This window comes from Nitrospina gracilis 3/211 (assembly GCF_000341545.2).
In the GTDB taxonomy this organism is placed as follows: domain Bacteria; phylum Nitrospinota; class Nitrospinia; order Nitrospinales; family Nitrospinaceae; genus Nitrospina; species Nitrospina gracilis.
In genome coordinates, this window is the sequence record NZ_HG422173.1 from 1,583,462 (window position 1) to 1,599,377 (window position 15,916).

The following is a 15,916-nucleotide window of genomic DNA, read 5'->3' on the forward strand; positions in this document are numbered from 1 at the left end:
TTCATGCCTGCTTTACCAACTCCGGCACGCCTGCGTTTTCTTCAAACAATTTCAAAATTTCCCTGTAGGTCATTCCGGCGATATCCGGCAGAGCCTGTTTCAATAAAGTCAGGTCCCTGCGCAGGGACTCGCTTCCGTACTTGTTAAAAATCGAATTGGATCGATCGATGCAATCCGAAAGCGGTTCGCCATTGATCTGTTGCGGCACCCTCGCCGAGGGCGTGTAGAAAACACGGACCAATGCCTGCAGGATGGCCGGACCGCCGGACCGGTGCCACACGGTGGCCACTCTGCGGTTGGTTTCGATGAGATGGCTGATTTCCTCCTGATGTTTTTTCCAGACGGCGGCGATCATGCGCCCCGTTCCGGAAAGCGACAGATCCTGTTTGAGCCGCGCGTACGCGCCGACACCGACGGGTGCGGCTTCCCGCGTGGGAAGAAAAATAACGGGAGACGCCTGCGGCTGGGGACGGAACACCGTCGAACCGGCATTGTCCGCCACCGCCACCATGGAAGAGTTGGACGCGGTTTGCACGTCGTCCACCTGCGTGGCGGTTGCCACGGTGATCTGCACTGAGTCCACGCTATTGAATTGATCGATCACGATTTGAATGGGCGTGGCCACCCCGTACAGAATGCGTCCCGATGAGCCGGAGGGAATTTCAATCTCGTCATAAAGCAGGCCGACCACCTTGTCATCTTCGTTGACCACCACCGCACCCCGGTCGCCGAAATGGGAAAAGGAAATGTCATCTCCCGGACGGGAGGGGTTGGGATTGGGCCGGATCAGCATGGCGTTGGCGTTCACCCCGGCGGGGAGCGTGCCGTGCACGCCGCCCACGGCGGTGATCACGCCGCCCGTCAACCGCGATTGCGCGCCGCGTTTCCGCACCTGGTAAGTGCCGCTGGAAACCTCGGCGGGGGTCACCGTGTGGATGCCCTTGATGTATCCAATTTGGAGCACCTCCGCCAGCCATTTCATGCCGTCGTCCATCTTCACGATCGCCGCGTTGCGGTCGGCATTAGCGCTTCCCTTGGAAAATTTGCCGAAGGTGTTGGTGCAACAGCCACTGCAACTTTCCTCGTTGTCCGGCTGGCCGATCTTGGTTTCCGCTGTGGGCGGAATGGTGCCGTTTGCGGAGACGCCCCGGTAGCAGGTCAACGCGTATGCGGCGTCCGGCTCCGTGGTTACCTTGACCATGCAACCGAGCGTGGTGGTGTTCATGTGACCCAGCATGGGTGCGGCGAGGATCTGACTGCCGCCGGTGAGTGGGCGGTAATACCCGTGATCGGAGTCCGTTTCGATGTCCGCGCCGGCCATGTTGGGCGCCCCGGCGGGATAGGCCACGGTTTGCGTGGAGTTCAGGCTGGCCGCGGTGGCGACCTCGAGGTCGATGCGCTCGACTTCGCGAAACCGGCGCAGTACGTCGGCGATGGGCATGCCGCCGCTCTTTCCGTAATTGGAAGACAGAGGTGCGCTGTGCCAGCCCGAGAAGTGAAGACCGACCACTTCGTCATTGTTGTTCAGGTACACCGACCCGGAATCTCCCGGTGCGCTGAAAAACATCAACGTGCCGGGATTCGCGGGATCGGGGTTGGCGGTGATGATGATGCCGTTGGACACGCCGCCGACGCTGGTCATGATGGAGGAAATGGTGCCTCCGGTCAGTTGGGTGCGCGCGCCTCGTTTTTTGACCTGATACGTGCCCGTGCCTGCCTCGGCTACGGTGATGGTGTGCATCCCTTTCACCACGCCAATGCCTTTGATCTCCGCCAGCCACTGCATCTGCGGCGCGAGGCGGACGATGGCGGCATCGCGGGTGGAGTCGTCGCCGCCGCCCGCGACGAGGCCGATGGAGTCGGCGGTTGTAAAAGTGTTGCTGTTGGGTTGTTCCACGCGCCGCGAGAGCGACATTTTTCCATCCTTCGCGATCACGTGGTGGTTGGTCAGAGCATAGACAGCCGTACTATCGTTTTTATCGACGAGGAAACACCCGAGCGTTCCATAAGCGCCGCCCTTGGATTCCGTGCTGATCTGGATGCCCCCCTTGAGAGGACGTTCGCGGCTACTGTCGGTGAGAGTGGAGGTGGAGCCAGGATCGGGGACGCCGGGGATCGGTGCGTCCGGTTTCAACTCGCCCATCTCCACCACATCGGTGGGCAGGCCTTCGAACTCCGGCGGGATCAACTCGTCGGCAGGCACTTCGCGCGCCGGTTTCTTTTTGGAAACGTATACCTTAATGACGATTTCGCCGGTGGGTTTGCCGTCTTTTTCCTTACTGCCGATTCCCACGGCCGTGACATGCGGGATTTTCATGAACCGCCGGGCGGCTCTTTCCTTGATGGCAAAATACTCTTCGTCACGCATGAACGAACTCTGAAATTTGAGAAGATGAACTTTAAAAGCCGGGTCCGCCGGTCAAGCCAGCCGGCGGGACCTTTCACTAAATAGCCATGCCCGGTTCGGGTTTTTACCGGGTTTCATGCCAATACCGTTTCCAAGCGTTCCAGTATTTGTGGATACGTGCGTCCACCGAGAGACGCGAACAGATCCCGCGCGCGGTCGATGTCCTGACGCAGCCGCTCGCTCCCGTGTTTCTGAAACGTTTCTGATATTTTATGGACGCTCTCCCTCCAGCTTTGTTTGCCGATGGCCTGCGGCAGGCTTCTGCCCGGAAACTGCGCAGCCCGGATCAAGTGGTGCAGGAGAACGGGACCGCCGTGTTTTCTCCACAGAGCGGCGACTTTTTTGTTTGTGTTGACCAGCACGCGCACTTCGTTTTCATGGATTTTAAACAGGGACAGGTAAGCCCGGCCGCCTTCGATTTGTGCGATGTCGTTCTGCACGCGTTCGCGAAGGAGAACATGTTCTTCCTCCGTCATGGAGGCGGGGGCCGGGGAAGGAACGGCTTCCGAAGCCAGCGCGACGGACTCGGACACGGGTTCGGGAACGGTGAAGATGTGTCCGGCGGGTTGGCCGAACACCAGGTCCACCTGCAATTCGTTCAATACGTTGGTGATGGGGCAGGCCACTCCGGCGCGATACTCCACGCTGGTGGAGGTGTTGGTGATTCCGTTGCTTCCAAAAAGAAGCCCCACGATCTTGTTGTCCTCGTTGACCACCGCTGAGCCGGAATCACCACGGGCGGAAAAACACACGTTGCCGGTTTCATACCCGACGGGAAAAATCATGATCTGTTGTTCAAACCGTTGCCGGTGAGTTCCCCAGACATCGGTGGACGTGCCTTCAAAGTTGACGGCAGTAATCACGCCTTCGGACAGCCTGGTTTTGGCGCCGCGTTTTTTTACCGGATACAGGCCGGCTCCATTCATCACCCGGTCCTCCAGGATTTCCCAGGTGACGTGTTCCGTTCCTGCGATCACGCCGATGTCTTCGATCTCCGCCTGCCATTGGGTTCCCGGATCGAGTGAAGAGATGGCTCCATCCACCAGCGCGCTGGTTTTGCCTTTCAATATATTGCCGAGCTTGTTGGAACTGGACCAGGTGGGCTGGCCGACGGCACTCCCTGCGGTGCACCCACTGCAACTGGGGCCGGTGGCAGTACCGCTGTACAACACGTGTTCGTTGGTGAGCATGACGTCGCGCGGCGGGGTTTCGCGCGTTCGCACCACGCAGGCCAGGGTGCCCTTTCCTCCACCGCGGGCCTGGATCTGCACCCCTCCCCGTAATGGACGGTAAGAGTTGGTGTCCTGATTGATGTTTGGACAGTCTTCGTCATCCAGCAACGTCTCGACCGGACCGGAAGCAATGACGTCCGTCGGCACGCCGTCGATTTCGGCAGGAATCTGTTCCTCCCGCGGGATTTCTGCATTGGGTCTTTTGTGGCGGACGTAAACCTGGATGCAGAGGGTGGGGAGAAGGGCATTGCCCTTCATTTTAAAACCGATTGCGATGCCGTGCACACCGGGCAGGCGCAGAATCTCTTCCTTGCACCGGTTTTTGACTTCACCCAGGTCTTTCCGTGAGGGCATCCAGCGACTCCCTGAAAAACGAATCCTTTTTAAAATGTTCCTGGCAAACCCGATCTGGATAAATGAACTTGCTTGTATCCGACCAGGCGGGGAAGGACGGCCATAATATTGGCGAGTCGAACTAATTTGTCAATTAAATTCGGATCGAATTAAAAAACTGAATGAAGACGAGGTGGAATTTCCAATTGAAATAAGCTGAGTTGAAAATTTATATAAATTTGGAATAAGTCCGTCTTATGGTCAAAGGTTGCGGATACCGATGTCGTGGTCTGTAATTTAATGACACGCTTTTTGGGTTCCAGCCGGTATTTTTAAGGAGAGGCGGGCGGGCAGAAGCCATTCTGCGGCAGTGGAGACGGTTCGTAATCGATCACATCGAAGCACTGCTTTTCTTCGAGGTGATGGATGGCCCCGTTGTCGCTGGAGAAGTCGAAGCACTTCGCAAATTCAGATTTTTTCCAGTCAAACTCGAATGACCGGCGGCAGGCTTTTCCCAACCGGTCGAACACGGATCGATGCATTTTGAGCCGGCCCCTGTTGTAAGTCGACGTGGCATAGGCGGGAAGGTTCCGGTTGCGGTTGCGGTAGATGAAGCGGAACCAGCCGCTTTCGGGATCGTGCGTGCGTCCGTAGGGGTCGGCATACACGCGGGTGTTTGCCGGGACCAGGTTGTAGGGTTCCATCTGCTTCAGCATCCAGTTGAACGAAACGCCATTGATGTCCGTGTCGTTGTACCCGCCGCCGATATCCGAATGCGCCCCCGCGAACCACACTTCCTCGACCACGTCATTGATGTCCCTTTCCTTGCAGTTTTCGACCAGGCGGGGATGCGTTAACAGGATGGGCGTGAAAATGCGGGCGCGGTCGTCATCGACCGACATCGCGTGCGCGGCTTTGTTCACGTTGCACAGCTGGTCGACGTAACGGGGATTGGGGAAGGTGAAGTTTTCCTCGTAATCCGGCACACCCAAAGCTTCCACCGTATCCCACAGGCCCATGAAGCGGATATTCACCGGTTGCGGGGTGATGCCGGTTTCTTCCTGCACCTCACGCCGCCGTTCCGTGACGGTCATGTCTCCCTTGAAAGCCGAGTAGATGTCTTCGATGAGATCCATCGGGTCCGCTTCGGGTATCGAACCCAGATCCGGAATGCCCACGGTGAACAGGAGCCCGGCCAGGATACGCGCCGCGTAGGCGCCGCGGCTGAACCCGAAAAGATAGACCTCGTCTCCCCGCCCGGGCCGGTAGTTGCGGGCCAGAAACAGGTAGGCCTCCCGCACGTCCCTCCCGATTCCCCAGCCCATTCCCATGCCGATGACTTTCGCCCCCGTCCCCACGCCGACGATGTAAGTGGAGCGGATGTCGGTCCGGTTCTGCAGGGTGACGAGGTTGTGGAGTTTGGCGATGCTGGTGTGGCTGCTTTCATCGTTGTGAGTGCCGTCCAGAAAAACAACCAGTTTTCTTTTCGCCATGACGTCCGGCGTGAAAGGCGTGTGGTTGACGGGGGGCGTGTGGGAACAGCTGACGAGCAGGGGGAGTGTCAATGCGAGCAGGGCGAAATGAAGGAAACGGGTCATGGGTGCCTTCCCGGTGGTGGATATGGAAATCAGGCCAAGCAGGCATCTTTATACCATGTCCGAACCGGATACGGTAAAACCTCTCCGGGATTTTGGCGCGACGGGTTCGATTCCCACCCAACGCACCAATACCGATCCCACGGGTCTGGCCACCGTCACCACGGAGGGCGCGGACCAAAGCGTGGTCACGCAAACGCCGGACGGCACGGCGACCACGGTCACGGCCTCGCCGGACCCGCGTTTCGGCGCGCTGGCGCCCTTGCAGGGGCTCACGGTGACCACGCCACAAGGTTTAAATTTCTCATATGCCTTTGACAGTCAAATAACGTTATCAGACCCAAGTAATAGCTTAGTAGACAAGACGGATACTATCGACGTAAATGGTCTGGTTTATACAACGTTTTTTGATAGGACTTCTTTAAAATATACAGATACGTCCCCTGAGGGTAGACAAAGGGTAAGCTTTATTGATCAGCAAGGACGGATGAAAGAAAGGCAATTTCCAGGCTTAGAACCGAAAAGGTTTATATATGATCAGCGGGGACGACTTACTAGTATAGAAACAGGCTCGGGTATTGAAGAAAGAAAAACCATCATAAATTATGACCTAAAGGGTCGAATTGCTTCAATAACCGATCCTCTAATGAGAAACGTTGTTTTTGAATACGATGAAGCTGAGCGTGTAACTAAATTTATATTGCCTGGAAATCGAGAAATAATTAACACATATGATGATGGTGGAAATTTGATAGGGATAACTACGCCAAAAAATCAACTGCATAGCTTTATTTTTTCAGCGGTCAACTTGGAAACACAATACTCTCCTCCAAATGTAGGTCTCAACCAACATTCAACCAGCTTCACATATAATTTGGATAAAAACCCTATAACAATATCAAGGCCTGATGGGAAGCAAATTAATTTTGATTATAATTCTAAGGGGCAGTTAATTCAGTTAACTCTTCCCAAGGGAAACGTTTCCTTAGCGTATGATCCAAATAGTGGGAACTTGAGTCAAATAGTTGAGCCGGGTGGATCGACCTTGACATTAAATTACGATGGCTTTTTACAAACAGACTCAATATGGAGTGGCCCAATAAATGGTCAAGTGTCTAGGGTTTATAACGATAATTTTCAAATAACATCCAGGTCGGTAAACAATCAATTTCCGATAAGCTTTTCTTACGATGATGATGGAATTTTAATTTCTGCGGGCCAAGAAACCTTAATCTATGACTCATTAAATGGCCTGCTGACCGACACTTCGTTAGGAAATGTTGCAGACGTCACAACCTATAATAGCTTTGGTGAAATAGATAATTATGTCGCAAAGTATAGTGGTGTAAACATATACGAAGTAAATTATTTAAGAGATAAGCTGGGGAGAATCGTACAGAAACAAGAAGCATTGCATAGTGGTGCATTGCATACCTTTGATTACTTTTATGATGTGGCCGGTAGGTTGGTCGAGGTAAAAAAGGATGGCGTTATAATTTTAAGCCATTCCTATGATTCTAATGGAAATAGGTCGGGGGGTATTTATGATGACCAGGATCGTTTATTGACTTTGAATAACATAGATTTTACCTATACTGCTAATGGTGAAATGCTTTCAAAGAGCAAATCTGGCCAAACTACTACCTATAATTATGATGTTCTGGGGAACCTTGCTTCTGTGAATTTGCCAGATGGCACCTTTATTGAATATATAGTTGATGGGAGAAATCGTAGAATCGGTAAAAAAGTTAATGGCATTTTGCAGAAGGAATTTTTATACAAGGATAAGCTAAATCCAATTGCTGAACTGGATGGTTCCGGAAATATAATTTCCCGTTTTGTTTATGCGTCGAAATCAAATATACCAGATTATTTTATGCGAGGAGGAGTAACCTATCGCATTATTAGCGACCAACGGGGCTCGCCAAGACTTGTTGTGGACGTTTCCAGCGGGAATGTGGTGCAGGAAATTGCTTACAATGATCTTGGACAAATAACCGTCGATACCAATCCCGGATTTCAGCCATTTGGTTTTGCAGGGGGACTTTATGATCAAGATACTAAGCTTGTAAGATTTGGAGCAAGGGATTATGACCCCGAAGTTGGAAGGTGGACAACTAAGGATCCCATTAGATTCGACGGTGGGGATGTAAATTTGTATGGTTACGCATTTAATGATTTTATAAATTCGAGTGATGCAAGTGGATTGTATGGTTCTGATAGTTGCAGTTATTATGAGCAGGTTTGCGAAGCATATGGGACACCATATGAATGCACTGATGCGAAAATTGCTTGTAATTTAGCTCCTAAGGGAAATAACTTAATTCCAAAAGGAGAAACGCTGACTAATTGGGCTCAATGCGCGCGACAGTGCCTGCAAGAACAACATTTAAAAAGACTAACCCTTAATGCATGTAGCCTTAAAGAAAATAATTATAGTCAGCAGGCCTTTTATGATGATCATCAGCTTTGTTTTAATGGCTGTAGATTAAACCCTGAAAACCCCTATGATAAAGATGGTCCCGATTTGCCCGACAATGATATTCACTTAAATTAAAGGTGAGATTTTAATGGGTTCGACAAATACAGAAAGCAACTCGGTACAAATGGTTTCTATCAAACATAGACCAGTATTTATCACTTATTTGATTTTTTTACTTTAGTAATACTTAATTTGGTGGTCAAGATAGGTTATGGACATAATCTTGATATATTTAGTTTGTTGGTAAGGATAATTCCAGATATTTGTCTTTTGTTTATATATTTAAGTTTTTTAGGTTTTATAAAGAAAAAATATAAAGAAAATAAATACCTTTGTTGTTTTTCATTCTTGGGTTTTTGGTCATTTTAGGGCTTGCAGTGATGATTCCCTTTCTCGGATATTTTTTTTCATTTATAACTCCCATAGCCGTTTTTGCTCAGCTTATAAGCCTTATTGAGTTCTCTTATATCTATGATATTTGGATAACAATTGCTATTTTATTCTCTTTGATCAACTTTTTTATTTTGTATAAATTTGGAAAGCCCTGGTTGAATTCAAAACTCTAAGGACCGCACGGTGACGTTCGACGCGGGCGGCGGGCTGGCCACGCAGACGGACACGCTCCGCATCAACGGGCGCGTGTTCACCAGCGTGTTCGATAGGACGCAGTTGAAGTTCACGGACACCTCGCCCACGGGCCGGACCACCACGTCGTTCATCGACGCCCAGGGCCGCATCGTCCAGCAGGAAATCCCCAACATCTTCGACACCGGTTTCCAGTACGACGCGCGGGGACGGCTCACCACGGTCACGCAGGGCACGTCGCCCGACGACCGGCAGAGCACGATTGCGTACAACGCCGCCGGGTTCATTGGGTCGATCACGGACCCGCTGGGGCGTGCGGTGCAGTTCGAATACGACGCGGTGGGGCGCGTCACCAAGCAGATCCTGCCCGACCTGCGTGAAATCAATTTCACGTACGACGCCAACGGTAATGTCACCTCCATCACCCCGCCCGGCCGGCCGCAACACGGCTTCGCCTATTCTGCCGTGAACCTGGAGACGGATTACGACCCGCCCAACATCGGCCTCCCCCAGCACGCCAGGCAGTTTGCGTACAATCTGGATAAACAGCCGACGCTCATCACACGCCCCGACGGCCAAACCATATCGTTCAACTACGATGCCGGAGGACGCCTCGGCAGTTTCGTCATTCCGCGCGGGACTATAAGTTTCGGGTACGACGGCGTGACGGGGAACCTGAACACCATCACCGCTCCCGGCGGGGAAGGGTTGTCGTTCACGTATGACGGGTCGTTACTGCTTTCCACGAACTGGTCGGGAAGCATTTCCGGTTTCGTTTCCCGCGCTTATGACAATAATTTTAGAGTGACCAGCCGAAGTGTGAATGGATCGCACTCAATTTCATTTGCATATGACCAGGATTCTCTGCTGACCAGCGCCGGAAGTGAAATGTTGACGCGGGACGCGTCCAATGGGTTGCTGACGGGGACGACGTTGGGCAACGTGACCGATTCCCTTTCGTACAATGGATTCGGGGAGGTTTCCGCCTACTCCGTGGATGCGAATGGAACCCCGGCGTTTTCAACGGATTTTACGCGGGACAAACTGGGCCGCATTATTCAGAAAGTTGAAACCGTGCAAGGTGTCCAGCATACTTATAATTACGATTATGATCCTGCGGGGCGGTTGATCGAAGCCAAAAAAGACAGTGTGGTGACGGCCACCTATACTTATGATTCGAATAGCAATCGATTGAACGATGGAGCGGTGTATGACGATCAGGATCGCCTGGTTTCCACCAACACCGCCACCTACACGTACACGGATAATGGAGAACTGCTGACCAAGACGGAAGGCGGTCAGACAACAACATATAATTACGATGTTCTGGGAAATCTCATCTCGGTGCAATTGCCGAGCGGGAACTTGATCGAGTATGTTGTGGATGGCCGGAACCGCCGAATCGGCAAAAAAGTGGATAGGGTGTTGGAGAGGGCGTGGTTGTATAAAGACAGCCTCAACCCCATTGCGGAACTCGACGGATCAGGAAATGTGGTATCGAGGTTTGTGTATGCGTCCAGAGGGAACGTTCCGGATTATGTGATTCAGGGAGGGGTGGCCTACCGCATCGTGAGCGACCACCTGGGAAGCCCAAGGCTGGTTATCGATACCGGAACCGGAGCCGTGGTGCAAACCATGGACTATGACGCCTGGGGGAATGTCCTCGTCGACACCAATCCGGGCTTTCAACCTTTCGGGTTTGCGGGTGGTCTGTATGATGCGGACACGAAGCTGGTGAGATTCGGAGCAAGGGACTACGATCCACAAACAGGCAGGTGGACAAGTAAGGATCCAATAGATTTTAATGGAGGCGATCCCAATCTTTTCGGTTATTTGCAAAATGATCCTATAAACTTTGTTGATCCCTTAGGTATATTTGAATTTACTGAGGAGGAGTTGGAATTATTAAGTTTGGCTGCGGCTCTTCCTTTTATCGATGGTCCGCTACCTATAGGAGATGCGGGAGGCCTGGCTATATTTGGTGGGGTGTTAGCCAAAAAGACAATTCAAGAGGTTTCAAAAGTTTGTTTAAAACAGCATGGGAAGAAATTAATTAAAGGCGCATATGAGTTTATATCCCAGTCAGGTAAAAGGTATACAGGATCGGGCAAGGATGTGTATAGGCGATTATTGGAGCATTTAAGGAGTGGAAAGTTAAAGCCAAAAGACATTAAATCGATAAAAATACATGAAGTAAAGGGTCCCAAAATAAATCGTTTAAAGCGAGAGCAAGAGATAATAAATAAATTTGGCCTTAAAAACCTTGAAAATAAAATAAACGCAGTTAGACAAAAATAGAGGATTGGCTGTGAGCAAAGATTTTGATATAGAGAAGGGCATTTTTGGCAAAAAAATGGTGGTCAAAGGTAAATGGAAAGATAAAAATAAAATCGTTCTTATTGAACAAAATGTTAAGGAATTGGAACTAAATTCAGGAAAAGGATGGAAGGATAGGAGAGTTGATTTTTTAAAAAATCTAGATTTTTTGCAATCCCTAACAATTAGGGGGATTGGTGAGCCCATAGAAGATATCTCCGGAATACATTATTTGAATCAATTAAAATATTTGGATGTTGAGACATATTGTAAAACCAAAATTGATTTTTTCTGCTTTCCTAAATTGGAAGAATGTGTATTTGAGTGGAGACCTAAGTCAGAATCATTGTTTGGGTGTACCAAGTTAAAAAAGTTGTGGATTAATAGCTATAAAAACGAGACACAGAGGACTTTAAAGCATTAAAAACTTACAACATCTTGGCTTTGGAAATGGACCTGTGGCAAGTTTAGCGGGATTGTCTGGCTTATCCAAATTAAGGTATTTGGAAATTTTTGGGTTAAGAAAATTACAATCTTTGGAAGGGATAGAGAAACTAAAAGACCTTGAGCAATTGGAAGTCTATAATTGTAAATATTTTAAATCGATAGAACCAATTGGATCGCTAAAAAAGCTGAAAAGACTTCTGCTTGTCAATTGTGGAGATATCCATTCTTTAAAGCCACTGCAAAATAATAAGAATTTAGAGGAATTTTTAATGTACGAATCTACAAATATTTTGGATGGCGACATTACTCCTTTGTTGAAATTAAAAAAACTGAAGAAGGCTTTTTCAGGGCCTAATAGGAAGCATTATTCTCACAAAATAGACTTTGATGAAGATCAGTATGTCGTTGAAGAAAATCAGTGATTTGTTGGAGCGGTGATGGTATTGGCCTGAAATTGCTCGTTTGAGTATTTGATAAAGCGGCTCATTGAGCCGCTTTTTTTGTGAGCTGGTAACCACGTGGAGTGGGACGGTGGTGGGGAGTGTGAGCAGGACGTATGACAACAGTTTCCGGATCACGTCCCGGAGCGTGAACGGCGGCAACACGATCAGCTTCACCTACGATCAGGACGACCTGTTGACCTCCGCCGGATCGGAGACCTTGACCAACGATCCGAATAATGGGTTGCTGACGGGAACCTCATTAGGTGTGGTCACGGATTCGTACGCGTACAACGGCTTTGCGGAGATGGCGGATTACGAGGCGCAGGTTTCCGGGACGCCCGTCTTCGGCACCGTGTTCGAGCGGGACAAGCTGGGACGGATCACCAAAAAGACCGAAACCGTGAACGGGGTGACGCATGTGTTCGATTACACCTACGACACGGCGGGACGCCTGCACGAGGTCTTCAAGGACAGCGTTCTGCAAAACACGTACACCTACGACGCTAATGGAAATAGATTGAATAACGGCGCGGTGTATGACGACCAGGATCGATTGGTCTCGACGAGCACAGCGACCTACACTTATACTGCCAATGGTGAGTTGGCGAGCAAGACCGAGGGTGGCCAAACCACGACGTATAATTACGATGTGGTGGGCAACCTGATCTCCGTCACCCTGCCCGACAGCACGTTGATCGAATACGTGATCGATGGAAGAAGCCGGAGGGTGGGGAAGAAAGTGAACGGCGTCCTCACCAAAGCGTGGCTGTACAAGGACGGCCTGAACCCAATCGCTGAGCTGGACGGCGCAGGCAATGTGGTGAGCCGTTTCGTGTATGCGAGTAAGTCAAATATTCCGGATTATGTCATAAAAGCGGGAATAACCTATCGCATCGTTTCCGATCATCTCGGATCACCCCGACAAGTCATTGATACGAGCGACGGCACCACGGTTCAACAACGGGACTATGACGAATGGGGAAATGTTTTATTTGATACAAATCCGGGATTTATTCCTTTCGGATTTGCAGGTGGTGTTTATGACCAAGATACTAAGCTGGTAAGGTTTGGAGCGAGGGACTACGATCCGCAAACCAGCAGGTGGACAAGTAAAGACCCGATTCGGTTTGGGGGTGGGGATGTCAATTTTTTCGGGTACGTTATGGCGGACCCGGTTAATATGGTTGATCCGAACGGCCAGGTTCCACCCGCTGCAGTGGCAGGATTTGTGGCGACAGGGAAGCTTATAGGAGGAGTTGCATTTGGAGTTTTTGCAGGGGCAACTGGTGGTGCTATCTCTGGTGGAAAAACCGGAGCTGTCATAGGTGGGTTCGTTGGGGGCATTGTCGGACTTTACAATCCACTGGGCTCAAAAGAAGCCGGTCTATTTGCTGCGGCGTTAACTAGAACCGCTGTCGCCGCTGCGGAGAATGTTGTTGCTCAAGCTCTGGGAAATATTGTGAGGATAATCAGAGGTAATTGTACGCTTGTTTTTGATCCAATTGAGGCTGTATTTGCTGGATTTGGAAATTTGCTGGGCAGAGGTTTAGCAAAGCCTTCCGATTTTGGAAAGTACGGCATTGAATTTCTAGATTCCATTTTTGCTGGAGGGGGAGCAAGAGCGGGGCAAATGGTAGGTGGGCAGTTATCAGGCAATGATAATGGGCAGATAAGTTTTAAGAATCCTTTTCAATAATCTAGGTTTAGAAAATGGAACCTTTCACAGTTTATCTATTAATTTGTATTATTATATTTTGTTTATGGTTCTTTATTTTAATAAATTCCATATGCCCTACCTTTCCAAAATCGCAAAAAATAATGAAACTGACAACGTCAAACTTTTGCAACAATTCTGTTTGGCCATTGGCAGTTTATTTTTTTTGGCGCTGACAGTTATTATTTTAGCAGTGTTTTTTAAAAAATTGGAAGTAAAGGCCTCGCTTTACTGGTTGATAGCTCCACAAGGAGTTTTCTTTCTGTATTCATTATTATTTAAAAGCCAGGAAATAGTGAAAATCCTCGAAATTTTTAGACGGGGTGGGGAGCAGTAATTTTTGGGTAATAAATTCTGTCTTGACAAGTCATGTCATTACTAATTTTAAGCGGCTCAATGAGCCGCTTTTTTTGTTTGTGAACCGATACTACCTGGAGCGGGACGGTGGCGGGGAGTGTGAGTAGGTCGTATGACAACAGTTTCCGCATCACGTCAAGGAGCGTGAACGGCGGCAATACGATCAGTTTTGCCTACGATCAGGACGACCTGTTGACGTCGGCGGGATCGGAGACGTTGACCAACGATCCTAATAATGGACTTCTAACCGGAACGTCATTGGGTGTGGTCACGGATTCGTATGCGTACAACGGCTTTGCGGAGATGGCGGACTACGAGGCGCAGGTATCCGGGACGCCTGTTTTCGGCACCGTGTTCGAGCGCGACAAGCTGGGGAGGATCACCAAAAAGACCGAGACAGTGAACGGCGTGACGCATGTCTATGACTACACCTATGACACGGCGGGGCGGCTCCACGAGGTCTTCAAGGACAGCGTGTTGCAGAATACGTACACCTATGATGCGAATGGAAACCGGTTGAATAACGGCGCGGTGTATGACGATCAGGACCGGTTGGTCTCGACCAGCACCGCGACCTACACTTACACTGATAACGGTGAGTTGGCGAGCAAGACTGAGGGCGGCCAGACCACGACGTACAATTACGACGTGGTGGGCAACCTGATTTCCGTCACCCTGCCCGACAGCACGTTGATCGAATACGTGATCGATGGTGCAAATCGCAGAGTCGGGAAAAGGGTGGACGGGGTTTTGGTCAAGGGGTGGTTGTATAAAGACTCACTCAATCCCATTGCGGAGTTGGATGGAGCCGGGAACGTAGTTGCAAGATTCATCTACAGTTCCAAAGGCAATGTCCCAGACTATGTGATTCAGGGTGGAGTCACCTATCGAATAGTCAGTGATCATCTTGGATCACCAAGACAGGTGATCAACACGTCGGATGGAACGGTTATTCAGCAACTCGATTACGATGAGTGGGGCAACGTAACTGTAGATACCAATCCGGGATTCACTCCGTTCGGGTTTGCAGGAGGGATTTATGACCAAGACACCAAGCTAGTAAGGTTTGGTTTCAGAGATTATGACGCCGAAGTTGGACGGTGGACCAGTAAAGATCCAGCTGACTTTAGTGGGGCAATGAACCTGTTTGGTTATGCAAGGCAGGACCCTATAAACTTTGTAGATGCTACAGGTAAAACTGATAAACCTCAAAAGAGACCGAAAAATTTTCTCGCTAAACTTAGAAACTTTAGAGGTCTAAACATTATTAGTTCTACCTTAGATTTCTGTATAGATCTTTACCTGAGATCGTTGGGTGATACTAAAGAAGAGACACCTAATGTGGAAAGTGATGTCTTCCGGCAAGGAGAAGATTTTGAATTAACCATACAAGGATCTGAGGTTCCAATAAGTTTTCTTGCAGAGGTTAGTATAACCGGGGATATCCTCCACCTAAAAAATATTGCGGTATATGGAGAAGGAACACAACCGCTTACCGGGCAGACCAAATATATTTTACAGGGTAAAACTCAACTAACTAATTTAGCTAAAGAAGAAGGGTTTAGTAAGTTAAGATTAACTGGGGTGAGAGTTCCAGCAAGCACTTCGGCTAATCCTGGCAAGCCAATTGATATCATTCTAGATCTTGATTGATAGGTATAACTATGGAACAAAAAGAGATTCTAAATAAATGTAGAGAGGATATTAAAAATGGGAAAAATCAAGATGACATTATAAGGTTTCTCCGTCAGGCTGACCTGCCTCCTATAGAGGCAATAAAAGTGTTTAAGAAATTATATGGTGTTTCCGTTGGTGAAAGTAAGGAAAAGGTAATGGGTCATCCGAGTTGGAGAGAATTGGCGAAAGATGGAGATAAATTGCATGACGAAATTATAAAAACTTTAGAACAAGAACTAAATGATAATGATTAGGGGGAATAATTGTCGCTGCTATAACTGATTTTTTAAATAGTAATGAGTTGTGAGGATCTGTGCGGTGATAGTAT

At 49.3% G+C, this 15,916-nt stretch carries 11 protein-coding genes; 8 read left to right on the forward strand and 3 right to left on the reverse strand.

Going from position 1 to position 15,916, the window contains the following annotated elements:
- Position 1: 1 nt before the first annotated feature.
- From TX82_RS07500 to TX82_RS15190, 3 genes are all read right to left on the reverse strand, one after another.
- On the reverse strand, positions 2 to 2,368 hold the full coding sequence (locus TX82_RS07500; protein WP_005008884.1) for a trypsin-like serine protease: 2,367 nt from the start codon (positions 2,366 to 2,368) through the stop codon (positions 2 to 4).
- Between the two features lie 113 nt (positions 2,369 to 2,481).
- A complete protein-coding gene (locus TX82_RS07505; protein WP_005008886.1) occupies positions 2,482 to 3,993 on the reverse strand; it encodes a chymotrypsin family serine protease in 1,512 nt (503 codons plus the stop codon).
- Positions 3,994 to 4,304: 311 nt separating this feature from the next.
- Positions 4,305 to 5,570: a phospholipase effector Tle1 domain-containing protein gene (locus TX82_RS15190; protein WP_005008891.1), complete on the reverse strand. Its 1,266-nt coding sequence runs from the start codon at positions 5,568 to 5,570 to the stop codon at positions 4,305 to 4,307.
- On the opposite strand from TX82_RS15190, the gene TX82_RS07520 reads away from it, so the two are divergent.
- From TX82_RS07520 to TX82_RS07560, 8 genes are all read left to right on the forward strand, one after another.
- Positions 5,569 to 8,124, forward strand: coding sequence for an RHS repeat domain-containing protein (locus TX82_RS07520; RefSeq protein WP_144079123.1), 2,556 nt, complete (start codon positions 5,569 to 5,571; stop codon positions 8,122 to 8,124). The two genes, TX82_RS15190 and TX82_RS07520, sit on opposite strands and share 2 nt — an antisense overlap.
- Before the next feature lie 501 nt (positions 8,125 to 8,625).
- On the forward strand, positions 8,626 to 10,932 hold the full coding sequence (locus TX82_RS07530) for an RHS repeat-associated core domain-containing protein (RefSeq protein WP_005008902.1): 2,307 nt from the start codon (positions 8,626 to 8,628) through the stop codon (positions 10,930 to 10,932).
- 10 nt (positions 10,933 to 10,942) lie between these two features.
- Positions 10,943 to 11,374, forward strand: coding sequence for a hypothetical protein (locus TX82_RS07535; RefSeq protein WP_005008904.1), 432 nt, complete (start codon positions 10,943 to 10,945; stop codon positions 11,372 to 11,374).
- 34 nt (positions 11,375 to 11,408) lie between these two features.
- Entirely contained in the window at positions 11,409 to 11,819 is a 411-nt protein-coding gene (locus TX82_RS07540) for a hypothetical protein (protein ID WP_144079124.1), read from the forward strand.
- A gap of 121 nt (positions 11,820 to 11,940) precedes the next feature.
- Positions 11,941 to 13,536, forward strand: coding sequence for an RHS repeat domain-containing protein (locus tag TX82_RS07545; RefSeq protein ID WP_503591177.1), 1,596 nt, complete (start codon positions 11,941 to 11,943; stop codon positions 13,534 to 13,536).
- Between the two features lie 91 nt (positions 13,537 to 13,627).
- Positions 13,628 to 13,891 carry a hypothetical protein gene (locus TX82_RS07550; RefSeq protein ID WP_144079125.1) on the forward strand — a complete coding sequence of 88 codons (264 nt, stop codon included), beginning with the start codon at positions 13,628 to 13,630 and terminating at the stop codon, positions 13,889 to 13,891.
- A 107-nt stretch (positions 13,892 to 13,998) separates the two neighbouring features.
- Complete coding sequence (locus tag TX82_RS07555) at positions 13,999 to 15,564, forward strand: RHS repeat domain-containing protein (RefSeq protein WP_005008910.1); 1,566 nt, start codon at positions 13,999 to 14,001, stop codon at positions 15,562 to 15,564.
- Between the two features lie 11 nt (positions 15,565 to 15,575).
- Entirely contained in the window at positions 15,576 to 15,842 is a 267-nt protein-coding gene (locus TX82_RS07560; protein WP_042250830.1) for a BTB/POZ domain-containing protein, read from the forward strand.
- Positions 15,843 to 15,916: the final 74 nt, after the last annotated feature.